Below are 21,156 nucleotides of genomic sequence, written 5' to 3' on the forward strand. Positions count from 1 at the left end.
AAGCCTCGCCCCGACTTGTTAAGCCTCGCAACCCCGAACCATCTTGCCACCCGACAATCCGTTGGGAAGGGGGATGCGAATCCCGCCGGAACCACAGGCATGCCGGCCCGGATGGCCCCGCACCAGGTTGCCAAACCGGAGGGCCGGCCTTACCAACCCGGCTGGTATCCTCGACCCGCCGGAGCCTCGCCGCCGATGCCCAGACTTGTCCTTCACATCGGGATGTCCAAGACCGGCTCGACCTCGATCGAGACGACCTTCGACGCCTCGCGCCCGATCCTGGAACGGCACGGCATCGACTATCTGGATATGGGCCAGAACCATTCGCGCCTGATGACGGTGGTCGCCACCAACAAGGTCGAGCCGCTCAAGGGCGACGTGACGCGCATCCTCGGCATCGAGCGGCGCGACACCAACTACGACGCCGCCACCGTCATCGCGGCGGTGCGCGAACGCCTGCAGAGCCCGCGCGCGCCGACCGTGGTGATCAGCGGCCAGGGCCTGTTCCGCTACGGGCGCGAGAAATGCGCCGCGCTCAGGGATTTCGTCCGCCCGCATTTCGACGAGGTCCGCGTCGTCGCCTATCTGCGCGATCCGACCAGCTGGGCGTCCAGCCGCGCCCAGGAACTGATGAAGCGCGGCATCACCCAGGACCAGCTCGCCCGGGAACTCGAGGAGCGGCCGGCCGACGCGCAGCTGCTGCCGCACTACCGCGCCAGCGCCGAGGCGTATTGCGAGGCCTTCGGCCGGGAGAATGTCGACCTGCGTCTGTTCGACCGAAAGGTCTTCGTCAACGGCGACCTGCTGGCCGACTTCTGTGCCGCGATCGGCGCCGAGCCGGGGCTGGCCGAGGCCCTGCACGGCAGCTTCAGCAATCGCGGCGCGCCGACCGAGGCCCTGCTTCTCCTGCAGGCCCATTACGACATCGTCGAGGACCGCCTGCGCGCCGCCGAGGGCGCCCCGCCACGCGCAGCCGCACCGAGCCTCGATGCGCTGACCGAGGCGGCCGAGCGCTACCGGCATCCCAGCAGCAGTTTTCCGATCCGTCAGGCGATCCGCAACATCCGCGGTACCAGATGGTCCCTGCCGAAGCCGATGCTGGATACCATCTGGCGTCATTCGATGGACGACATCGAATGGCTTCGGCGGCATCTCGGCCAGCCGGATCTGTTCGCCGCGGCCTATCCGCCCGCGGAGGCGCCCGCCCCGGCCTGGTCGACCGAGACCCTGCAGGACCTCGCCCGCGCGCTCGAAGAGGCGCTCGGCGATGTGATGGTGCCGGAAAACCGCCGCACCCGCATCCCCGCCCCGCTGCGCGGCGCCCAGAAATACTGGCACCGCGTGAAGCGGCTGTTCCGCCGTTCGGGGCCCCGCCGCGGCTGACCCGCCGGCCGCCGGCGTGAGGGAATCCAGGCCGGTGCAGCGACGCCTGCGCGGCGGGATCACCCCTGGATTCCCATCGCCGCAGCGCCGGGATCGGCGCCGCCTCCGCCGCTGGATCCCGCCTCCCGCTGCGACGCCTGCGCCTCCGGATCGCCGCCGCCGCGCCTGGCCCGCCACCCCTCAAAACGACCCGGGTAGCCCGATCCGCCCGCATTTCCAGGCGCTTGCAGTTTTCCACCGGGGAAGCCGGATTAGGTGTTGCACAGCCCGAAGGGTGTCGCTATACGGATGCCCACCGCAGACGGGCCGGCCGCCAAGGCCACACCGAAACGGCGGGCGCGTAGCTCAGTTGGTAGAGCAGCTGACTCTTAATCAGCGGGTCACAGGTTCGATCCCTGTCGCGCCCACCACCTCCCTCTCGAAGATTTCTAGTATCTTTCAGGCACCTCCGACCCGTCACCGAACGCGGGTGGCGGCGATCGGGAATTCGGTTGGGCGACTTGCGCGCCGTTGGTTTCGCTTCCGGCTTCAGAATTGCGATCTCGGCGCGGGCCGCCAACTGGTCCAGGGCGCGGACGTGCAGGCTCCCTTTCCACCGTCTTCAGGCGCCGACCCGGAATGACGGCGCTCTCCGCGGCCGTGCATGGGGGCGCGCCAAACCGGTCACCGCAATGGCCGCGAGCTTTGAGACTGCGGATCCCCATTACGATGCCGTTTCCGGCCCGTCGCGTCATGGGTCGATCGCTGCGGTCGCGGGGCGAAGATGGGGTTGCGTGTTCGTGTCCGACACCTCGGGTTTTGTCGTGTCGAGAGCCCGGGTCCATCCACCTCCCAAGGCCTTGGCGAGGGCGATGTGGTCGGTGGCGATGGCGACGCGGCTCTGGATGAGCGCATCTTCGGCCGAGTAAAGCGAGCGCTCCGCGTCGAGCACGCCCAGAAAGCTCGAACTGCCGCTTTGATAGAGAGTTCGCGACAGGGTTGCGGCGCGCCTGTACTGGTTCGCGGCTTCCGCGAGGCTGCGCGAGCGGCTGCGCTCCTTGGCCAGCGAGACAAGCGCATTCTCGACATCTTCGAGCGCCGTGAGGACGCTCTGGCGCCAAGCGATGAAATACTGATCGCGAACCGCAGCGGCTTCGTCGCGTGCGGCGACCAGCCGGCCGCCCTCGAAGATCGGGATCGTTACCGACGGCCCCCACGACCAGGCGATGGTCGAGGCCTTGCCGAGATCGCCGACGCGAGTGGCCGATGTCGAGACCGACCCGGTGAGACCGACGCTGGGATAGAGCGCGGCTTCGGCGGCGCCGACCTTCGCCGTATACTGAGCGAGGCGTCGTTCCGCGGCGCGGATGTCGGGACGGTTGGCGAGCACGTCGGCAGGAATGCCGGAAGGCAGGCCGCGACGGGGCGACGGGATCGGTCCGCCCTTCGCCATGGCCCCGATCAGCGTGCCCGGCTCCCGACCGGTCAGGATCGCCAGGCGATGGACGGCCTGGGACAGCGAGGACTCAAGTCCGGGAATGTTGGCCTCGGTGCTCGCCGCCTGCGCCGTGGCCTTCGAACTGTCGACGGCGGATGCCGACCCGATGTCGAACTTGGTGCGGGTCAGCGCCGCCGTCTCCCGCTGGGATTTGGCGGTGCGGCGCGCGAGGGCGATGCGCGCCTGGTAGCCGCGCGCTTCGACATAGGTCGACGCGACATCGCCGACCAAGGTGAGCAGGGTCGAATCGAGATCGTTTCGGGCCGCTTCGACATTGGCGCTCGCCGCCTCGACGGTACGGGCTTCCGCGCCGAAGAGGTCGATCTCCCAACTGGCGTCGAAACCGGCCTGGAAGAGGTTCGATACGGGGGTGATGGCGCCTACGCTCGATGTGGTCGTCGTCTGCTGGCGGGTCGCCGAAGCGGTTTCCTCGACCGTCGGCAGGAGACCGCCGATCGCCTCCCGACGCAGGGCTCGGGCGGCGCGGATCTTCGCCTTGGCGGAAGCGACATCGAGATTGCCGTCCACCGCCTGCGCCATCAGCCGGTCGAGCAGGGGATCGTGCAGGTCGCGCCACCATTCCGCCAGTGCGGGCGGTGTTGCGGTCGTCTGGTCGGTCGCCCGATGCCAACGGGCGGGCAGGTCCGCCGCCGGAGGGCCGGCATAGTCGGGACCGACGGCACATCCGCCGAGGACCAGTACGGCGACGAGACAGCTGGCGTATGCGATGCCGGTCCACCGGGCCCGGGAACCGCCAGCCCCCGCGGTGAGCGGCCGTTCGCAACCAGGGCTTCGGCGTTGGGCTGCCCCCCGTATGTGCGGTTGGGGCCCAACGGGCAGTGGAACGGTTGCCGCCTGGACCCTGCCCGTCATGCGCGCACGGGATGCCCTTGGGCACTGAGTGCCGCCCGGCGGAACGGGGTCCGCGTGACGGTAGCAGGGCCGCCCGAGCCTGGCAGGATCTCCGTTGATCGTCATGATTTCAATCTCGCGCGAGGGCGGCGACCGGATCGAGCCGCGCCGCGCCATGGGCGGGCAGCCAACCGAAGACGACGCCGATCAGGGTGGAACAGCCGAAGGCGGCCAGGATGGTCGTTGCGGAATAGACGAAGACGAAGGTCGACCCGAGAAGGGCGAAGACGAAGCCGGCCGCCAAGGCGACCGCCACGCCGAGCACGCCGCCGATGAGGCAGACCAGGACCGCCTCGGTCAGAAACTGGCGCAGGATGTCGGAGCGCCGGGCTCCGACCGCCATGCGCACCCCGATCTCCTTCACCCGTTCCGACACCGACACAAGCATGATGTTCATCACCCCGATGCCGCCGACCACCAGCGAGATGACCGCAATGGCGGCGATCAGCAGGGCGAGCGTCGTCGTGGTGGCCGTAATGGTCTGGCGGATGTCGTCGGTATTGAGGACGAAGAAGTCCTTGGTGCCGTGACGGCGGATCAGGAATGCGGTGGCGGCCTGTTCGGCCAGGGTGGTGTCGACGGTGTCGGCGACGCGCAGCAGGATCGAGCGCAAAGAGGTGTCGCCCAGGAAACGCACCTGCACGGTTGTGTAGGCCAGGAAGACGGAGAGATTGCCGCTGGCGCCGAAACCCTGTTGCTTCTGGGTGACGCCGATTATCGTGCACGGCACCTTGCCGACCAGGATCACCTTGCCGATCGGGCTTTCGCTCGGGTCGGGAAACAGCGTCTTGGCGCTGTTCTCGTCGATCACGATTTCCTGCGACATGGCTCGGGCGGCGCCGGCGTCGAAGAAGCGGCCGGTCTTCAGCTTCGTCGCCTTGACCTCGAAATAGTCGGGGCCGACGCCGTTGACCTGCGCGCTGGCCTCGATCGCACCATAGCGCAGGGTGGAGGAGGTCGAGACCGTGGGGGTGACGCCGGCGACCCAGGTCTCGCGGGCGAGCGCCTCCGCGTCGGCGAGGACCAGGGTCTTGATACGGGCCGAACGCACGTCGCCGAAGTCCTTGCCCGGGAAGATCTCCAACGTATTGGTGCCGAGGCTCGAGATGTTGGACAGGACCTTCTGGCGCGAGCCTTCGCCGAGCGCCACCATGGCCACCACCGACGAGATGCCGATGACGATGCCGAGCATGGTGAGAAACGTGCGCATGCGATGGGCCAGCATGGCGAGTATCGCCATGTGGAACGATTCCTCGAAGCGGGCGACGAAGGCGCGCAGGCGCCCGACACTCGGCGGGGTCGGTCCCGGCCCGGTCCCGAGGCTGGCGCCGGCCGGGCCGTCCTCGCCGCTCTCGGCCGGATTTGGTTCGTCGGAGACGATGCGGCCGTCCGAAATCACCACGATGCGGCGCGCGCGCCGGGCCACTTGGGCGTCGTGGGTGACGAGGATCACCGTGTGGCCCTCGGCATTGAGCTCGGCGAGAATCTTCAAGACCTCCTCGCCGGAGCGGCGATCGAGCGCGCCGGTCGGCTCGTCGGCGAGGACCACGTCGGCGCCGTTCATCAGGGCGCGGGCGATCGAGACGCGCTGCTGCTGGCCGCCGGAAAGCTGTCCGGGGCGATGGGCGATACGGTCGGCAAGGCCGAGGCGGGTGAGCAGGGCGGCGGCGCGCTCCTGCCGCACGGCGCCGGGGGTGCCGGCATAGATGGCGGGAATCTCCGTGTTTCCGACCGCGGAAAGTTCCGAGAGCAGGTGATAGCGCTGGAAGATGAAGCCGAAGTGCTCGCGTCTGAGTTCGGCGAGTTCGTCCGGGTCGAGTTCGGCGGTGGAGCGGCCCTTGAAGCGGTATGCGCCGCTCGAGGGGCGGTCGAGGCAGCCGAGGATGTTCATCAGGGTCGACTTGCCGGAACCCGAGGCGCCCATGATGGCCACGAACTCGCCGGCGCGCACGTCGAGATCGATGTCGGCGAGCACAGCGACGGTGCCCTCGCCGGCCGGGTATTCCCGACCGACGCCATGCAGCGAAATCATCGGCTCGTCGCGCATGTCACAGCCCTCCGGGCGGGCCGGGCATCGACGACGCCTTGGCCTCGGCCGAACGGCGGCCGACGACGACCCTTTCGCCGGCCCTGAGCCCGGAGCGGATCTCTGCGCGGACCTTGTCGTCGAGACCGACCTCGACCCTGCGCCGTTCGGTCGTCCCGCCGGCGCCGATCACCTCGACGGTGCGCTCCGATCCCACACGTGCCGAAGAGAGCGCTGCGGTGGGCACCGTGACGACGCCCTTGGCCTCGCCGAGGATCACCTTGACCTGGGCGGTCATGTAGGTGCGCAGCACGCCGTCCGGATTGGGCACGTCGAAGCGGCCGTAATAGTAGATTGCCGATGAACTGGACGACGAGGACGAGGAGGAACTGGACGCGGTCGAGGTGGTCGACGAGGTGATCTGGCTGTCGGAGCGCAGGGTGTCGGGGGCGGGATCGAGCGATTCGAGCTTCGCCTCCCAGCGGCGGTCGAAGTCGCCCAGAATGGAGAAGACCACCGGCTGACCGAGCCGGACCTTGGGCGCGTCGGCCTCGGAAATCTCGGCGCGCACCGTCATGCGATCGATGCGGCCGAGAACCACGATGGTCGGCGCCGACTGCACGGCGTTAACGGTCTGGCCCTCCTGGGTGACCACCAGCAGCACGGTGCCGTCGATCGGGGCCACGATGCGCGTATAGCCGAGATCGACCCGGGCGGTGTCGACCTTGACCTCGGCCTGGGCGATCTGGGCGGTGAGGGAATCGATCTGGGCGCGGGTGGTGGCCACCGTCGCGCGGGCGCTTTCGAGGGCGTCCTTCGAACTCGCCTGCTTGGCATAGGTGGCTGTCTCGCGTTCGAGCACCGCCTCGGCATAGACGAGGCTCGCCTCCTTCTGGCGCTTCTGGGCGCGCACGTCGGCAAGCGCGGCCTCGGCGCTCTTGAGGTCGTTCTCCTGGGTGACGCTGTCGATGGTGGCGACGAGGTCGCCGGCCTTCACGGTGTCGCCGATCGCCACCTTCATCGCCGTGATGCGACCCGACACCTGGGCGCCGACGGCCACCAGACGCACCGGCCGCAGCGTGCCCGTCGCCTGCACGGTCTGCTGCAGATCGGCGACGGTCGCTTCGGCGACAAGGAGGTCGGCGAGCGGATCGCGCGCGCCGACGCCGCGCCACCACCACAGGCCTGCGAGGAGACCGGCGACGCCGAGGCCGGCGATCAGCGTACGGATCGTGGGGGTCATGCGGGAGCTCCTGGACGGACTTGGGGCGAGAGGAACGGGCCTCCCGGCCCCCCATCCTGTCGGGGCCGCCGGCGCAGCTCACGCCACGGCCGGAAGTCGGTTTGCGAACATCGTTTGCACACTCCATCCCCTGAAGGTTTCGGTCGATCGGGGCGAGACCCCCAAACCGAGAGCCAGCAGGACGAAACGAGACTGGCATATTTGGATACGCCATCGTATCTTTATTCCTGGAATTGGCGGCACCGTCAAGCTCGCACGGGCACGGCAGGGGTCGCGGACGAGCCGATGGCGGGCGAAGGCGGGAGAAGCGAGCGCTGTGGTGGAGAAGCGACAACGCGGGCGGCCCAAGGTGTCGCCTGATGCCGAGCAGCGGGACCGTATCGTCGACATCGGGCGCGGCGTCTTCCTCGAACGCGGCTACGGACGGTCCACGATGGACGAGGTGGCTGCCCGCGGGTGCGTCTCGAAAAAGACGCTCTACCGCTTCTTCGCCAACAAGCTGGAGCTTTTCGCTGCCGTGGTCGAGGCCCATCGCCATTCGATGCTGGCCTTTCCGGACGATCTCGACGCGTGCGACGTCGAGGCGGCGCTACGGGTGATCGTTCGCCTCGACATCGACGCCGATCAGGACCGGGAACGCCACGCACTGCTCGAAATGGCCTTCTTCGAGGCCGCGGCCCATCCCGAGCTGCACGAGGTGATCTTTGTCCATGGAGCGGAGCGGTCGCGGCGCGATCTGACAGAACGCCTGCAGCAGTGGGCGGCGGCGGGCAAACTCGTGCTCGACGACGCCGGTCTTGCCGCGGGCATTCTCATGGACATGGTCTTCGGCTCCGGCCGCCGGCCGCCGCGACCCGGCGAACCGGAAGATCCGGAAGCGCGGCGCCGGCGCCTGAAAGCCTGCATTGCCGTGTTCCTGCGCGGCACCATGCCGCGCCAAGGCCTGCCCGCCGCCCCCCTCCAGGACGAACGGCGGCCGGCGCCCCGGTGAACCGTCCCGCCGCGGATCCGACGGGGTCGTCAACGCCCGGGAATGCGCGGCCGTCATCGCCAAGACGGCGGACCGGTTTTCGCCCGGGACGCGGGGACGCGCGATGTGGTCGCATTCTCGCCGATGCGTTCGCAGCCTGGAAGCGGGAGCAACCCGATTCCGTCGCCCGCCGTCGCTAGACTTGGCAATTTCGGAGCCACAACACGACCCGATCGCAACGAGCGAACAACAACCAATGAGCGACAAAGCCGTCAAATCGGATTGATCGTACCCGAAAGCTTTTTGCCTCCGGTACCTGCCGCTCCGGGTCATTTCAGATCGTCATGGACAAATCCTGGGCGCACGCACTGGAGCAAACGAAAGACCGCTCACACTCCGTACAGCAGTATCATCGGTAAGATATCTGTCATATCGACTGATGGGGAAACATCAATAATACTTCAAGATCGGAATGAGCTTCCGTATTGTCACGCCCGAGCCTGGGCTCAAGCTTAAGCATTCGGCCGACGACAATTTGCAGACATTCCCTGCTTTCCCAAGGAACCCACTCCGACCGGCCGCGTTCTTCCGTCTCCAAACCATCAAGACGGGAGATCATCATGGGGCGCGGCATTCTTTTGTGGCTCATCGGGGTTCCGATTCCGATCATCCTGCTCCTGTTCCTGTTCATGCGATAGGGGCCGGACATGCAGGGAACACTGAACACGATCCCGCAGGGCGCGGCGGACTCGCGCACTTCGGGAACCAGTTGGGGTGCCATCATCGCGGGCGCCGTGGCGGCTGCGGCGATATCGGTCGTGCTGACCCTGATCGGCACAGGACTGGGCCTGACCATGGTCTCGCCCTGGTCCGGTGAGGGCGTCGGCCTGACCACCCTGGCGGTCTCGACCGTCATCTGGCTGATCATCGTCCAATGGGCCTCGGCGGGCGTCGGCGGCTATCTGACCGGCCGACTGCGCACCCGATGGGCGGCGCTGCACACCGACGAGGTCTTCTTCCGCGACACCGCGCATGGCTTCATGGCCTGGGCGCTGGCGACGCTGCTGGTCGTCGGCATGCTCGGCTCCGGCCTGGCCGGCGTCCTCTCGGGCGGCGCCAGGGTGGCGGCGGGTCTCGCCTCCGGTGCCGTGGCGGGTGCGTCCGCCGGAGCTGCGGCCAATGTCGGCCCCGGAACCGCGTCCGTCGCCACGTCCTATTTCGTCGACACCCTGTTCCGCCCGAGCGATCCGGCGCGGCTGTCGGGCCCTGAGGCCGATGGCGCCGGGGCGGCCGCCGCACAGGCGACGCGAATCCTCGTCACCGGCGCGACCGGCGACATCCGCCCGGAAGACCGGACCTACCTGGCCCAGTTGGTCGCCGCCCGCACCGGACTGAACGAGGCCGACGCCAAAACCCGCGTCGACGCCGTTCTGGCCCGCGTCGAGGAGGCCAAGGTCAGGGCCCGGCAGGCGGCCGATTCGGCCCGCAAGGCCAGCGCCGCCCTCGCCTTCACCACCGCGCTCGCTCTCATGATCGGCGCCTTCATCGCCAGCGTGGCGGCCGCCCTTGGCGCACGGTTGCGCGACGATGACGACGCCACGCTCGCCACCGTCGGCGGGCACCGGCCGGCGCTGGCCTGACCGAACGGCCCGGCCCCGGCCTGCCGGGTTCGGGCACCCGATCCCGAAACCATCTCCCCCCAGCAAACCGGAGGACACCATCATGGTCTCCAAGACCCTCGACGATCTCTTTTTGGACACCCTCAAGGACATCTACTACGCCGAACGCAAGATCCTGAAGGCACTGCCGAAGATGGCGCGCGGCGCGGTTTCGCCGGAACTCAAGGCGGCCTTCGAGAAGCATCGCGACGAGACCCAGGGCCAGATCGAGCGGCTGCAGCAGATCTTCGAACTGCTCAGCAAACGCGCGGTCGGCAAGACCTGTGCGGCGATCGAAGGCATCCTCGATGAGGGTGAGGACATCCTGGAGGAGTACAAGGGCTCGCCCGCCCTCGACGCTGGCCTGATCTCGTCCGCCCAGGCGGTCGAGCACTACGAGATGACCCGCTATGGCACCCTGCATCGCTGGGCGCAGGACCTCGGCATGTCCGAGGCGGCGAAGCTCCTCGCCGAGACGCTCGAGGAGGAAAAGTCGACCGACAAGGCCCTGACCGGACTGGCGGACGCTTCCGCCAACGCCAAGGCGAAGGCGAAGAAGGCCGCCGCCTGATCTACGGACGGCTGGAGGCGTGACGGTCGGCGGCGAGCCCGTCGGTTCGATCACACGCCTCCGCCGTCGAAGCGGGACCGAATGCCTCCGATCCGGAAGAGGATCGGCGCCGTGGCGACGTCTGCCGACGCCGCCACGGCGTTCGATTGTCCGACGCATATTGGTCGCCGCCAAGCCGGCCGCAGACCCTGCTCGCAACCGAGCGGCGCGTTGCCCCGACGGGTCGGCACGGCAGCTTCGACGCCGCCCGCCGCAGGGCGACCGTCTGCTCGAAAGCCCCGGCGGGACCGGTTCGGATATTCCATTATCCCTCTGAGATATATTGCTTTTTGAATTTCCAGAAACAAATCGGAGTACCGAATTCAGATGCGGCGATTTGCCGCATATCGGGCACCCGACGCCGCGCGACGCGTGCGGCTCGGCGTAATCCCTTCGGCGTACAGGACAATCTTTGATCGTTGGGGCTGCCCCAGTCGCCCGGCCCGCTCGATCCCGGCATGGCCGGCCCAACATGGCGGTAGCGCCGACGCCGGCAAGAGCCCAATCGGTAACCGACCTTCCCTTACGATCCCTCGCAAGACCGACCCGACAGCCGCCCTGTCGAAGAGCGCGCCTCCCGGCGGTCGGCGGCCGCCGATCGCGCCCCGCGCCGGACACCGGGAACACCGTGGGGCGGAAACGACTGGGACGATGTCTTCGAGACCAAGCCCAAGAACAGGACGAACGCACATGACGGCATCCTCGACACAGTTCCCGCAGTCCGGATCTGCTGCCGGACCGACCCGCGGGCGGGTCCCGATCGCGGGGAGCCGGCGCGACCTGCTGAAGGGCGCCTGCGCGGTCGCCGCTGGCCTGTCGTGGGTCGGGGCGGCTCGCGCCGACGGCACCACCAAGGCCAAGGGCCTCATCGACGCCACGGCCCGTGTGACGGCCGCCCGCCTCGACGCCATGGTGGCCGAGGCCTTCCCGCACTTTAATCGGCCCGTCATCCTGCCCGCGTTCGACGCTCGCCGTCACGGCGCCCGCTACGATGTCGACCTGCACCGCCTCGTGACCACGACGACCGTTCCGGAGACCGGCGAGACGGTCAAGATCAGCGGGCTTCTGGCCTTGCCGGTCGGCGTCACCGGGCCATTGCCGGTGGTGTCATGGCAGCACGGCACCATTCTGTCGTTCGATCAGGTTCCGTCCAACATGGTCCTGCTGGCCGATCCGGCGTATCGGATGAGCGACGAGAAGGATTCTCTGGAAACGCTGTTCAACATCCAGCGCTTCGCCGCCCAGGGCTATGCGGTGATCGCCGCCGACTATCTCGGCAAGGGTCCCTTCAGGGCCGGGCGGGGCGAGGCCTATGCGGTCAAGGATGCGACCGTGCGCACCTGCCTGGACATCCTGGAGACCGGCCTCGAAGCGATGAAGTCGCTGAAGGCGGAGCCCGGCCGGCTGTTCCTGAACGGCTGGTCGCAGGGCGCCCTCAATACGCAGTGGCTGCACCAGGACCTGCGCCGTCAGTCGCGCTCCATCACGGCCTCGGCCGTGCAGAGCCCATTCAACGATCTGACCGAATCCTGGCGCTACTGGGCCGGCGCCCAGACCTTTCCGCCGCTCGAGGGCGCCAAGGACTATCCGGCTGCCCCAAACTGGATCTCGCTCTGCATGATAATCGCGCTGGGCAGCTATCAACAGTATTATGGTCTCGATGGACTGATCAAAAGCGCCACAAGGCCCGAATTCCACGATCTCGCGCTCAAATACTGGGCCGACTATGCCTTGGACTTCGATCGATCCAAACCGTTCCCCAGCGGCGAGACCCTGCTCGTACCCGGTTTCTTCGACCGCTTCACGGATGATCGCAACAGCGCCTTCCTGAGGCAGATCGGGCTCAACATCGCCAACGTCCAACGCTACGATGCGCCGATCCGCTTCTACTACGGGCTGGCCGACGAGGCGATCCGGCCGGCCATGTCGCGCCGGGCGCTAGCCGCCGGCGGCCGGTTTGCCAGCGGGGCTGCGGTCGCGGGCGCCAGCCATCGCGGCACATTCCTGGCCTCGCTCTACGGCGACGGGTCGACGCTCGATGGTCAGGAAAATGTCGTCGACTGGTTCACGAGCCTGAACAAATAGCCGCGAAGGCCCCGTCGCTTCTGAATCCGGCCGCGCTCGATCCAAACGGGATCCGAGCGCGGCCGGAATTCGCTTCGCGGACCCCGAACCGCCTGCCACCCCGGTTCCACCGCCCGGATGACGAAGGGCAGCCGAAAGAATGCAGGCCCGGCGACCGAGACGGTCGGGGCCTGCACGGAACGATCATGTGAAGCCGGATGGATCGGTCTACTTGTAGGTAACGGCCCGGTTCGTGTCGTCCGTCCACATCCGCCGCATGCCCGCCAAGGTCGCTTCGTCGGACTCGCCGATCAAACGCGGCTCGAAATGTCCCCCGACCGGAACGAAAGCCTCCGGGTGCAGGAGATAGAGCGATGCGCTCTGGTCCCACAGCAGGGAGAGGCCGCCCGGTCCGCCGGCTTCCTTGGCGACCTTGACCGGATCCCAGGTGTCGCGCTTGCCCAGGAGTGCTGCCTTCAGGGTGCCCGGCAGGCCGGCATCCTTCAAACCCTCGACCATGGCCAGCGAGGGTTCGTAGCGCACCGGCTTGTTGCGCGGCACGTCGACCCAGATGCCCTTGTAGGACTTGATCTGCCGCGTCGCCAATTCACAGGCCGGCATATCGTATTCACAGTTGAACGAGAAGTTTCCAGGTCGTTGCGCCGGGTCCCCGATCGGCTTGCCCATGCTGACGACATGGGAGATCTTGTTCGACAGCGCCGGGCTATACTTGGCGAACGACGAGTAGCTGCCGATCATCACGAAATCGATCGTCTTGCAGGACGCCGTCGCGGCAACCAGAGCCTCCACGAAATCCGGCTTCGTGGCGGCGACCGGCGGGGCGACGGCGAGGAAATTGTTCGCCCGGTTCATGGCATTGCGGAAATACTGCAGCCAGGGCCAGGTCTTGGCGATGTCGGCCGGGTCGCGATCGCTGTTCGCCCCCGCGATCACCGGAATGGCGCGTTGTCCCGGCTCCGCGATGAGGCGCGCCAGGGCCGCCGCGCCCGCCTCCGCCCGCGTATAGCCCTCGGAGGTGATGATCGCCGCTACGTGGCGATTTCCGATCACGATCGGGATCGCCATCATGTCGTCGATATCGAAATCCGTATCGATCACCGTGCATTGCGCCCGCGGCGTCACATCATTGTCGACCTGCTGCGCAATCTGCGACTCCGGCTGGCACGCCGCCAGCAGCGTCGCGACCAGTCCGCCCAGCGCTGCAAGTCCCGCACGTTTCCCCAAATCCATCGACTGCCCCTCCTGACATCGTATTCAAGCTTCAATAGCTACAATCCGGCAGAATATAGCTGTTGTTTCGCCGGATTATGCTTATCCGCGATCGCTTAATTTTGATTTTCGCTGCGGAATATCGAAATAGACAACAGAATTTTCGTTACGTCATCATTACGGATTCATTGCCATGGGGCCGACGGCCTGGATGCAGCCAAACGGCAGGGTTTGGGTTGGAGTATGCGCATCGGTTTCGATGCCGTCCGGGTGCCTCACGATCGGCGGGCGGCCTGTCGCGTTGCGGCCGCGACAGATGGGCGGAAACGCGCGGACAAGGGCTTCGGGCGGCGCTTCCCTCGTCAGCGCATGTCTCCCCGGCTTCGCCGGACGGATTGACGATGCGACGCCGATCCCATACCGCACTGCAAAAGCGTGGACGGGCCGGGACCGTCGAGGCTGCGATCGTCGGGGCTGCCGGAGGTGGCAGCGTCCGCGCGAGGGAGGGATCACATGGCTGAGGTCTTCATCTGCGATTTCGTGCGCACCGCCATCGGCCGCTACGGCGGCTCGCTCGCCCGCGTGCGCACCGACGATCTGGCTGCCGCGCCGATCCGCGAACTGGCGCGCCGGCATCCGATCCTCGCGGAGGCGACCGAGGAGGTCTTCTTCGGCTCGGCCAACCAGGCCGGCGAGGACAACCGCAACGTCGCCCGCATGGCCGCCCTGCTGGCCGGCCTCAACCCGTCGGTTCCCGGCGTCACCCTGAACCGGCTGTGCGCCTCCGGCCTCGACGCGGTCGGCACCGCGGCGCGCGCGATCAAGGCCGGCGAACTCGATCTCGCCATCGCGGGCGGCGTCGAGTCCATGACCCGGGCACCGCTCGTCATGGGTAAGGCGCAGGAGGCGTTCCAGCGCTCGGCCGAGGTGTTCGACACGACGATCGGCTGGCGCTTCATCAACCCGGTGCTGAAAGCGCAGTACGGCGTCGATTCCATGCCGGAGACCGGCGAGAATGTCGCCGAGGAGTTCCAGGTCTCGCGCGATGCGCAGGACGGCTTCGCGCTGCGCTCACAGGCCCGCACCGCGCGCGCCGCGGCGGCCGGCTTCCATGCCGGCGAGATCGTCGCCGTCCAGGTGCCGGGTGGCAAGGCCGGGCCGGTCGCCTTCGAGCGCGACGAGCATCCGCGCGCCGACACCACGCCCGAGACCCTCGCCCGGCTGAAGCCGATCGTGAAGGCCGGCGGCACGGTGACGGCCGGCAACGCCTCCGGCGTCAACGACGGCGCCGCAGCACTCGTGCTCGCCTCGGCGGCGGCGGTCGAGAAATACGGGCTGACCCCGCGCGGCCGCGTGCTCGGCCTCGCCTCGGCGGCGGTCGCACCGCGGATCATGGGCATCGGCCCGGCGCCCTCGACGCAGAAGCTGATGGCGCGGCTCGGCCTGACCATCGGCGCCTTCGACGCGATCGAATTGAACGAGGCCTTCGCCTCGCAGGCGGTGGCGGTGCTGCGCATGCTCGGGCTCGCCGAGGACGCCGAGCACGTCAACCCGAATGGCGGCGCCATCGCGCTCGGCCATCCGCTCGGCATGTCCGGCGCCCGCCTCGCCGGCACGGTGCTGCGTCAGCTGGAAGCGAGCGGCGGTCGGGTCGGCCTCGCCACCATGTGCGTCGGCGTCGGCCAGGGCGTCAGCCTGGCGGTCGAACGGGTGTCCTGAGGCAAGCCTCGGGTACCCTCCCCCGCTTCCCTCGGCTATCTCCCGCGGGCGTCAGCCGATCAGGCGGCCGATCGCCGGGTCGACGCCCGACAGCGCGCGGCCGGTCAGGCCGGCATGGCTGCCTGTGCGCGCTTTGAGCGGACGCATGCGGATCAGGGCCTCCAGCATCGGCAGCCCGGCCCGGATGCCGTCGAGGACCGGGACCGGGACCCTGTCTTCGATCCGGAACGAGGCGCCGGCCATGACGGCGCCGAGCAGGACCACCACCTCGGCGCCCTGCCCTGCCAGACCCACGGCCGCCTCGGCCAGTTCCGCATCGAGCGCGGCGGTGTCGCCGGGCTTGTAGGCGGCGGTGGTTTCGAGATTGGTCCAGGCGGCGATGCGGCCGGACAGCCCGTAGCGGGCGACCAGTTCGCGATAGATCGGCTGCACCCGCGCCCCGAAGGAGACGAGGCCGATCGCGCCGCCGAGCGTGCAGGCGGCGAGCAGCGCCGCCTCGGTCATGCCGATGACCGGCACCGGCAGCATCTCGCGCAGCGCGCCGAGCCCGGTATCGTAGGAGACCGCGATCAGGACCCCGTCGATGCCGTCGGCATGGCGGGCGGCGAGATCGACCGCGGCATGCTCGCCGATCGCGCATTCGGTGCGGCTGGCCATGATGGCGGCCCCGAAGGCACCGGTGGCGGCGACGATCTCGGTGCCGGGCGAGGCCAGCTGACGGGCCGTCTCGGCGGCCCGTTCCGTCACGAAGGCGGTGGTGTTGGCATTCATCACCAGCAGGCGCATCGCGGCCTCACTTGTAGAATTGCTGCGGCAGCCAGAGCGCCAGCCCCGGCCAGGCGATCAGGATGACGACCAGCAGCATCATCATGAAGAGGTAGGGCAGCGTGCCGACGATCACGTCGGTGATCACGCCGCGCCCGCGGATGCCCTGGACGACATAGAGATTCATGCCGACCGGCGGGGTGATCAGCGCCAGCTCGGCCATCAGCACCAGATAGATGCCGAACCAGACCGGATCGATGCCCATCTGCAGCGCGATCGGGAAGACGATCGGGATGGTGCCGATGACCATGGCGAGCGCATCGAGGAAGCAGCCGAGGATCAGGTAGAAGATCGTCATCACGACCAGGAAGACGGTCTGGTTGGCGCCGAGCCCCTTGATCATGGCGGCGAGCGCCTGCGGCACGCCCATCACGCCGAGCACGAAGTTCAGATAGAAGGCGGCCGCCGCGATCAGCATGATCATCGCCGTCACGGAGACGGTCGATATGAAGCATTCGTGCAGCATGCGGAAGTTGAGCCGGCCGACGCTGGCGGCGAGCGCCATCGAGGCGATCACGCCGACGGCGGCGGATTCGGTCGGGGTCGCCCAGCCGAGATAGATCGAGCCCATCACCAGCACGAAGATGATCAGCGGCGGCATCAGGTCCTTGAGCCGCGCGATCTTCTCGGCGAGCGGCGTCGGCGCCGGCTTCTCGCCGGCGAGCGAGGGCCGCAGCCGGCACAGCACGATGGTCACCAGCATGAACAGGCCGGTCAGCACGATGCCGGGGATGACGCCGGCGGCGTAGAGCTGGCCGACCGAGGTGTTGGTCATCGCGCCGTAGATGATCATGTTGATCGAAGGCGGGATCAGGATGCCGAGCGTGGCGCCGGCCGCGACCGTGCCGAGCACCAGCCGGTCGTCGTAGCCGCGATTGCGGAAGGCCGGCAGAGCCACGGTGCCGATCGTGGCGGCGGTCGCCACCGAGGAACCGGACACGGCGGCGAACATGGCCGAGGCGCCGATATTGGTGTGCAGCAGGCCGCCCGGCAGCGGCGACAGCCAGTCGCCGAGCGCCTTGTACATGCGGTCGGTGAAGCCGGCCTTGACCAGGATCTCGCCGAGCAGGACGAAGAGCGGGATGGCGACCAGGACGAAGTTGTTGGTCGCGCCCCAGAACTGGTTGCCGAAGGCGAGCAGGGCCGGCGTGCCGAGATAGAAGATGGCGCCGAGCGCGCCGATGGCGAACATCACAAAGGCGATGTGCAGGCCGATGGCCATCAGGCCGATCATCAGGAAGAAGCCGAGCGTGGCGCCGGTGGCGGTGATCATGACGGGGTCCCTTCACGGGCGCGCCGCGCCTCGAGTTCGGCTTCGACTTCCTCGTCGACGGTGGCAGGGCCGTAGAAGCGGTTGAGACGCTTGCGGTCGCCGGCGAGGAGCATCAGCGCATGGACCGCGAAGGCGAGCGCGAAGATGGCGAGCAGGAACTGGCCGAACACCCAGGCGCCCTGCGGATAGATCAGCGGCGTCTGCAGCGGGCTGTCGGCGACGCTCATGAAGAGCTGGCTCTCGCGCCAGACCGAGACCGCCTGGAAGAAGGCGAACACCGCGAAGACCGCGAAGGTGACCATCGCGGCGACGTTCAGCACGGACTGCCAAAGCGCCGGCATGCGCAGCAGAAACACGTCGATCCGGGTATGGCCGCGATGGGCGAGCGTATAGGAGGCGCCGATCGCGGCCGTGATGGCCAGCGCGAAGCCGCCGAAATCGTCGACGCCCTGGAGCGAGAAGGCGAACCACTTGCGGCCGATCACCTCGACCCCGATCGCGAAGGCGAGGAGCAGGATGCCGTATCCGCACAGGATGGCGGCGAGCCGCGCCACGGGCTGGATGACGCGGGTGATGGGATTGTCCATTGGGCCCTCCAGGGGCGGGGCTCGGAATGGGATGCGGGACGGCGGTGCCGGGCTGCGCCGCGGACCTTGTCGCGGCGGCCGGACCGGACGCGTCCGGTGCCGGGCAGACAGAGCCTGCCCGACGGTGGACCGAACGGGAGGCCGCGCCGGAGCGGGCCGGCGTGGCGGATCGGAGCGCCCTTGTCGAGCGCGGCGCCGACCCGCCGACGGCCCGGGATGGCGCCCGTCAGTCGATCTTGAAGCCGCGGGCGGCGCCGACGGTCTTGTTCCAGGTCTCGGAACAGCCCGGATCGACGCGGTTGCAGGCCTCCTTCCAGATCGGCAGGACGACCTTGGTGACGGCGTCGTCGAGCTTCTTCTGGTCGGCGGCGGAGACATCGACCAGGGTCATGCCCGCCTTGGTGCCTTCCTTGCAGGGCTCCTTGCCGATATTGCAGTTGGCCGCGTCCTCGTTGGCGGTCACCGCCAGGGCCCACATCTGGTCCTCCATGGTCTTGAAGGCGGCGGCGATCTTGGCCTGCTCGGCGGGCGAGAACTTCTTCCAGTAGTCGAGATTCATGAAGTGGCCCTGGACCGAGCCGGAGACAGACAGCGGCAGGAAGTGGCTGGTCACCTCCGGCCACTTGCCGGAATTGCCCGAGGTCGGCGAGGTCACGCCGCAATTGGCGACGCCGCGCTGGAGCGCCGGATAGACCTCGGAGAATTGCAACGTCACCGGCGTGGCGCCCAGCGTCTGGATCAGCGCCGCCATGGACGGGGTGAAGGAGCGGATCTTGAGGCCCTTCATGTCGTCGAGCGACTTGATCGGCGCATTGCAATAGAAGACCTGCGGCCCGAACGGCCACAGCGTCAGCACCTTGGCGTTGAACTTCTCCTGCAGGCGCTTGTCGAATACTTCGCGATAGGACTCCACCGCCTTCTTCAGGTCGACCATGTTGGTCGAGACGCCGATCAGGTCGAGCCCCTCGAAGAAGGGATCGTCGCGCGAGGCCATGCCGATCTGCACCGACATCACGTCGAAGGCGCCCGAGCGCAGCAGGCGCAGCGCGTCCTGCGCCTTCACGCCGACCACGTCCATCGGGTTGTAGTTGACCTCCAGCTTCAGGCCGGTCGTGGTCGGCAAGGCCGTGAAGAAGGGCTTCTCGATATTGTCGACATGCTTGGAATTCGACGAGAAGTTCCCGGCGATGCGGATCGAGGTCGGCGCCTCGGCCGCCGCCGGCAGGGCGGCACCGATCAGCGCGGCGGAAAGGCCGGCGACGAGAAGGGACAGGGACTTCGACATGCGCGGGAACCTCCGGGTGGGACGAGGCGGTTGAAATGCAATGGCGGGGCCACGCAGGTGCGGTGCTGTCGACGGCAAGGACACCGTCGATGCGATACCGCCCGGGCGCCCCTTGCGCCTATTTTTTGGGCAGATGCCACATTCGTGCCCGCCTGCGGATAAGGCAAGGCGGCCGGACCGCAACGGTTCACGGCGCACGGCGCGGATCCTCCTCGATGACGGCAGCGATCTCGGCCGGCGTCGCCAGCCAGACGGCATCGCCGGCGCAGGCGATATGCTCCAGCGCGCGGGTCAGCGCGCGCAGCCGGAACGGTTGCCCGGAAATGAAGGAGTGGATCACGATGCTCATGACCAGCGGCTGCTGCGCGGAAGCCGCACGCATCTCGTCGAAGGCGTCGATGATCATCCACTCGAAATCGGCGGCGCTGGCATGGCGACCGATCACCGTGGAGCTGTCGTTCAGTTCCAACGCATAGGGCAGCGCCAGGATGCGGTCGTCGCCGGCGGCGAGCCAGACCGGGCGATCGTCGAGATGCAGGTCGAGCAGGTAGCGGTAGCCGGCGCCGCGCAGCGAGGCGAGCGTCGTCGGCGTGTGGGCGAGCCACATGCTCGACCAGCCGCCGGGCCGCCGCCCCTCCTCCGCTTCGATCCGGTCCGCGACCGCGCCGACATAGGCCGCCTCCCCGGCCGGACCCATGCCGGCGAGGCTGTGCGAATTGGTCAGCCCGTGGCCGATCATCTCCGCGCCCGCCGCCCGGGCATGGGCGATCAGGTCCGGTGCGGTGTCGTAGACGGCGGTGTTGAGCAGTACGGCGGGCTTGATGCCGAAGCCGGCCAGCCGGTCGATCAGCCGGAAAGCCCCGACCCGGTTGCCGTAGTCGCGCCAGGACCGGTTGACCCAGTCGGGCGCCGGGGTGCCGGCGATCAGCGTCTCGGTCTGGCCGGCATCGGGCGTGTAGTCCTCGATGCCGAGGCAGACGAACAGCGCCAACCGCGCCCCGTTCGGCCAGCGGAAATCCGTGAACCGGGTGATCGGCACATAGCCGTAGCGATCGTTCGGGAATGTTGGCTTCATTGGGCCTCGCCGGTTGCGAACATCCGCCCCCAGGCCGACGCGCCCGGGCGCGTGTCGATGCCGGCGGCGACGAGGCCGGCCCAGACGCCGGCCAGAGTCGTGTCGTAGACCGGCAGCCCGGTCGCAGCTTCCAGTCCGGCGACCTGGAAGGCGGCGGGGAAGTTGGTGCACAGCGTCAGCACCGCCTGCGGCCGCGCCGCGGCCACCTCACCGACCATGGCGGCGATCTCGGCCGGCGGCACGCGCATGAAGGCGAGATTGTCGGCGACGCCGGAATGGGCCTCGGCGACGACCCGGTAGCCCTCCGCTTCCAGGACGGCGCACAGGCGTTCCTGCTCGTCCCGCCGATAGGGCGTCACGACGCCGACATGGGTGATGCCGAGCCGGCGCAATTCCGCGTCGATCGCCAGCATCGATGTGGTCGCTGCGATGCCGGTCTCGCGCGTGATCGCTGCGGCCAGATCGCGGTCATGGGTGAAGCCGATGCTGGCGCCCTTGCTGCCGTTCCAGACGATCGCGTCGAGCGCGGCATCACCGAGCAGCCGGGCCGCGCCGAGCATGCCGGCGAGATCGTAGCCCGCCGGGAACGGATCCTTGGAGCCGCGCACGGGCGAGCGGGAATAGTGCGCGGAGATGTCCGGAAAGCTCTGCAGCACGGCCGCCGTCACCCGCTCGACGACCAGATTGGCCGAAGGCGTGATCACGCCCATCGCCCGCCCGGGCATGGCGAGGGGCGACGCGACCGGATCGGCAGGCGCGGTCGTCATGCCCGCCGCCTTGACGGGCGGTCGCCGGCGCCGTCCGGCCCCGAGAACGCAA

16 protein-coding genes and 1 tRNA gene are annotated in these 21,156 nt (G+C 68.2%); 7 read left to right on the forward strand and 10 right to left on the reverse strand.

The genetic code is table 11. The annotated features are described in order from the left end of the window. The first annotated feature begins 195 nt into the window (after positions 1-195). Both KL771_RS10700 and KL771_RS10705 read left to right on the forward strand, forming a co-directional pair. Positions 196-1,383: a hypothetical protein gene (locus KL771_RS10700; protein ID WP_261968555.1), complete on the forward strand. Its 1,188-nt coding sequence runs from the start codon at positions 196-198 to the stop codon at positions 1,381-1,383. 334 nt (positions 1,384-1,717) lie between these two features. Then, positions 1,718-1,793 (forward strand) — tRNA-Lys (locus KL771_RS10705). Positions 1,794-2,113: 320 nt separating this feature from the next. On the opposite strand, the gene KL771_RS10710 is transcribed toward KL771_RS10705, so the two are convergent. Genes KL771_RS10710 through KL771_RS10720 form a run of 3 tightly spaced genes read right to left on the reverse strand, consistent with a single transcriptional unit; the run spans position 2,114 to position 7,041 of the window. After that, complete coding sequence (locus KL771_RS10710) at positions 2,114-3,889, reverse strand: efflux transporter outer membrane subunit (RefSeq protein ID WP_261968556.1); 1,776 nt, start codon at positions 3,887-3,889, stop codon at positions 2,114-2,116. Further along, positions 3,843-5,819: a MacB family efflux pump subunit gene (locus tag KL771_RS10715; RefSeq protein WP_261968557.1), complete on the reverse strand. Its 1,977-nt coding sequence runs from the start codon at positions 5,817-5,819 to the stop codon at positions 3,843-3,845. The genes KL771_RS10710 and KL771_RS10715 overlap by 47 nt, the downstream gene beginning before the upstream one ends. Position 5,820: 1 nt before the next feature. Continuing rightward, on the reverse strand, positions 5,821-7,041 hold the full coding sequence (locus KL771_RS10720; RefSeq protein ID WP_261968558.1) for an efflux RND transporter periplasmic adaptor subunit: 1,221 nt from the start codon (positions 7,039-7,041) through the stop codon (positions 5,821-5,823). Positions 7,042-7,357: 316 nt separating this feature from the next. Here KL771_RS10720 and KL771_RS10725 point away from each other — a divergent pair, with 316 nt between their 5' ends. From KL771_RS10725 to KL771_RS10740, 4 genes are all read left to right on the forward strand, one after another. Beyond that, a complete protein-coding gene (locus KL771_RS10725) occupies positions 7,358-8,032 on the forward strand; it encodes a TetR/AcrR family transcriptional regulator (RefSeq protein ID WP_261968559.1) in 675 nt (224 codons plus the stop codon). A 686-nt stretch (positions 8,033-8,718) separates the two neighbouring features. Further along, a complete protein-coding gene (locus tag KL771_RS10730; RefSeq protein ID WP_261968560.1) occupies positions 8,719-9,651 on the forward strand; it encodes a hypothetical protein in 933 nt (310 codons plus the stop codon). Positions 9,652-9,733: 82 nt separating this feature from the next. After that, positions 9,734-10,240, forward strand: a complete 507-nt coding sequence (locus tag KL771_RS10735) for a YciE/YciF ferroxidase family protein (protein ID WP_261968561.1) — start codon at positions 9,734-9,736, stop codon at positions 10,238-10,240. Between the two features lie 729 nt (positions 10,241-10,969). Beyond that, positions 10,970-12,364 (forward strand): alpha/beta hydrolase family protein, encoded by a 1,395-nt coding sequence (locus KL771_RS10740; protein ID WP_261968562.1) that lies wholly within the window; start codon positions 10,970-10,972, stop codon positions 12,362-12,364. Positions 12,365-12,571: 207 nt separating this feature from the next. Here KL771_RS10740 and KL771_RS10745 read toward each other — a convergent pair whose 3' ends face one another. After that, entirely contained in the window at positions 12,572-13,594 is a 1,023-nt protein-coding gene (locus KL771_RS10745; protein ID WP_261968563.1) for a nucleoside hydrolase, read from the reverse strand. A gap of 492 nt (positions 13,595-14,086) precedes the next feature. On the opposite strand from KL771_RS10745, the gene pcaF reads away from it, so the two are divergent. Further along, entirely contained in the window at positions 14,087-15,292 is a 1,206-nt protein-coding gene (gene pcaF / locus KL771_RS10750; RefSeq protein WP_261968564.1) for a 3-oxoadipyl-CoA thiolase, read from the forward strand. A gap of 51 nt (positions 15,293-15,343) precedes the next feature. Here pcaF and KL771_RS10755 read toward each other — a convergent pair whose 3' ends face one another. The 6 genes from KL771_RS10755 to KL771_RS10780 form a co-directional block, all read right to left on the reverse strand. Further along, the gene (locus KL771_RS10755; protein WP_261968565.1) at positions 15,344-16,078 is read right to left on the reverse strand and encodes an aspartate/glutamate racemase family protein; all 735 of its coding nucleotides are present in this window, start codon (positions 16,076-16,078) and stop codon (positions 15,344-15,346) included. 7 nt (positions 16,079-16,085) lie between these two features. Next, positions 16,086-17,390 carry a TRAP transporter large permease gene (locus KL771_RS10760; protein WP_261968566.1) on the reverse strand — a complete coding sequence of 435 codons (1,305 nt, stop codon included), beginning with the start codon at positions 17,388-17,390 and terminating at the stop codon, positions 16,086-16,088. Then, positions 17,387-17,977, reverse strand: a complete 591-nt coding sequence (locus tag KL771_RS10765; protein ID WP_261968567.1) for a TRAP transporter small permease subunit — start codon at positions 17,975-17,977, stop codon at positions 17,387-17,389. Before KL771_RS10765 ends, KL771_RS10760 begins: the two co-directional genes overlap by 4 nt. Positions 17,978-18,203: 226 nt before the next feature. Next, entirely contained in the window at positions 18,204-19,262 is a 1,059-nt protein-coding gene (locus tag KL771_RS10770; RefSeq protein WP_261968568.1) for a TRAP transporter substrate-binding protein, read from the reverse strand. Positions 19,263-19,449: 187 nt separating this feature from the next. After that, positions 19,450-20,337, reverse strand: a complete 888-nt coding sequence (locus KL771_RS10775) for a polysaccharide deacetylase (protein ID WP_261968569.1) — start codon at positions 20,335-20,337, stop codon at positions 19,450-19,452. Continuing rightward, positions 20,334-21,104, reverse strand: coding sequence for a maleate cis-trans isomerase family protein (locus KL771_RS10780; protein ID WP_261968570.1), 771 nt, complete (start codon positions 21,102-21,104; stop codon positions 20,334-20,336). Before KL771_RS10780 ends, KL771_RS10775 begins: the two co-directional genes overlap by 4 nt. Positions 21,105-21,156: the final 52 nt, after the last annotated feature.

This window comes from Prosthecodimorpha staleyi, from assembly GCF_018729455.1.
Taxonomy (GTDB): domain Bacteria; phylum Pseudomonadota; class Alphaproteobacteria; order Rhizobiales; family Ancalomicrobiaceae; genus Prosthecodimorpha; species Prosthecodimorpha staleyi.

What these genes read in the sequence shown, in the direction of transcription:
- KL771_RS10700 (WP_261968555.1), top strand. Translation starts at nt 196, where the DNA reads ATGCCCAGACTTGTCCTTCACATCGGGATGTCCAAGACCGGCTCGACC.
- KL771_RS10710 (WP_261968556.1), bottom strand. Translation starts at nt 3,889, where the DNA reads ATGGCGCGGCGCGGCTCGATCCGGTCGCCGCCCTCGCGCGAGATTGAA.
- KL771_RS10715 (WP_261968557.1), bottom strand. Translation starts at nt 5,819, where the DNA reads ATGCGCGACGAGCCGATGATTTCGCTGCATGGCGTCGGTCGGGAATAC.
- KL771_RS10720 (WP_261968558.1), bottom strand. Translation starts at nt 7,041, where the DNA reads ATGACCCCCACGATCCGTACGCTGATCGCCGGCCTCGGCGTCGCCGGT.
- KL771_RS10730 (WP_261968560.1), top strand. Translation starts at nt 8,719, where the DNA reads ATGCAGGGAACACTGAACACGATCCCGCAGGGCGCGGCGGACTCGCGC.
- KL771_RS10735 (WP_261968561.1), top strand. Translation starts at nt 9,734, where the DNA reads ATGGTCTCCAAGACCCTCGACGATCTCTTTTTGGACACCCTCAAGGAC.
- KL771_RS10740 (WP_261968562.1), top strand. Translation starts at nt 10,970, where the DNA reads ATGACGGCATCCTCGACACAGTTCCCGCAGTCCGGATCTGCTGCCGGA.
- KL771_RS10745 (WP_261968563.1), bottom strand. Translation starts at nt 13,594, where the DNA reads ATGGATTTGGGGAAACGTGCGGGACTTGCAGCGCTGGGCGGACTGGTC.
- pcaF (WP_261968564.1), top strand. Translation starts at nt 14,087, where the DNA reads ATGGCTGAGGTCTTCATCTGCGATTTCGTGCGCACCGCCATCGGCCGC.
- KL771_RS10755 (WP_261968565.1), bottom strand. Translation starts at nt 16,078, where the DNA reads ATGCGCCTGCTGGTGATGAATGCCAACACCACCGCCTTCGTGACGGAA.
- KL771_RS10760 (WP_261968566.1), bottom strand. Translation starts at nt 17,390, where the DNA reads ATGATCACCGCCACCGGCGCCACGCTCGGCTTCTTCCTGATGATCGGC.
- KL771_RS10765 (WP_261968567.1), bottom strand. Translation starts at nt 17,977, where the DNA reads ATGGACAATCCCATCACCCGCGTCATCCAGCCCGTGGCGCGGCTCGCC.
- KL771_RS10770 (WP_261968568.1), bottom strand. Translation starts at nt 19,262, where the DNA reads ATGTCGAAGTCCCTGTCCCTTCTCGTCGCCGGCCTTTCCGCCGCGCTG.
- KL771_RS10775 (WP_261968569.1), bottom strand. Translation starts at nt 20,337, where the DNA reads ATGAAGCCAACATTCCCGAACGATCGCTACGGCTATGTGCCGATCACC.
- KL771_RS10780 (WP_261968570.1), bottom strand. Translation starts at nt 21,104, where the DNA reads ATGACGACCGCGCCTGCCGATCCGGTCGCGTCGCCCCTCGCCATGCCC.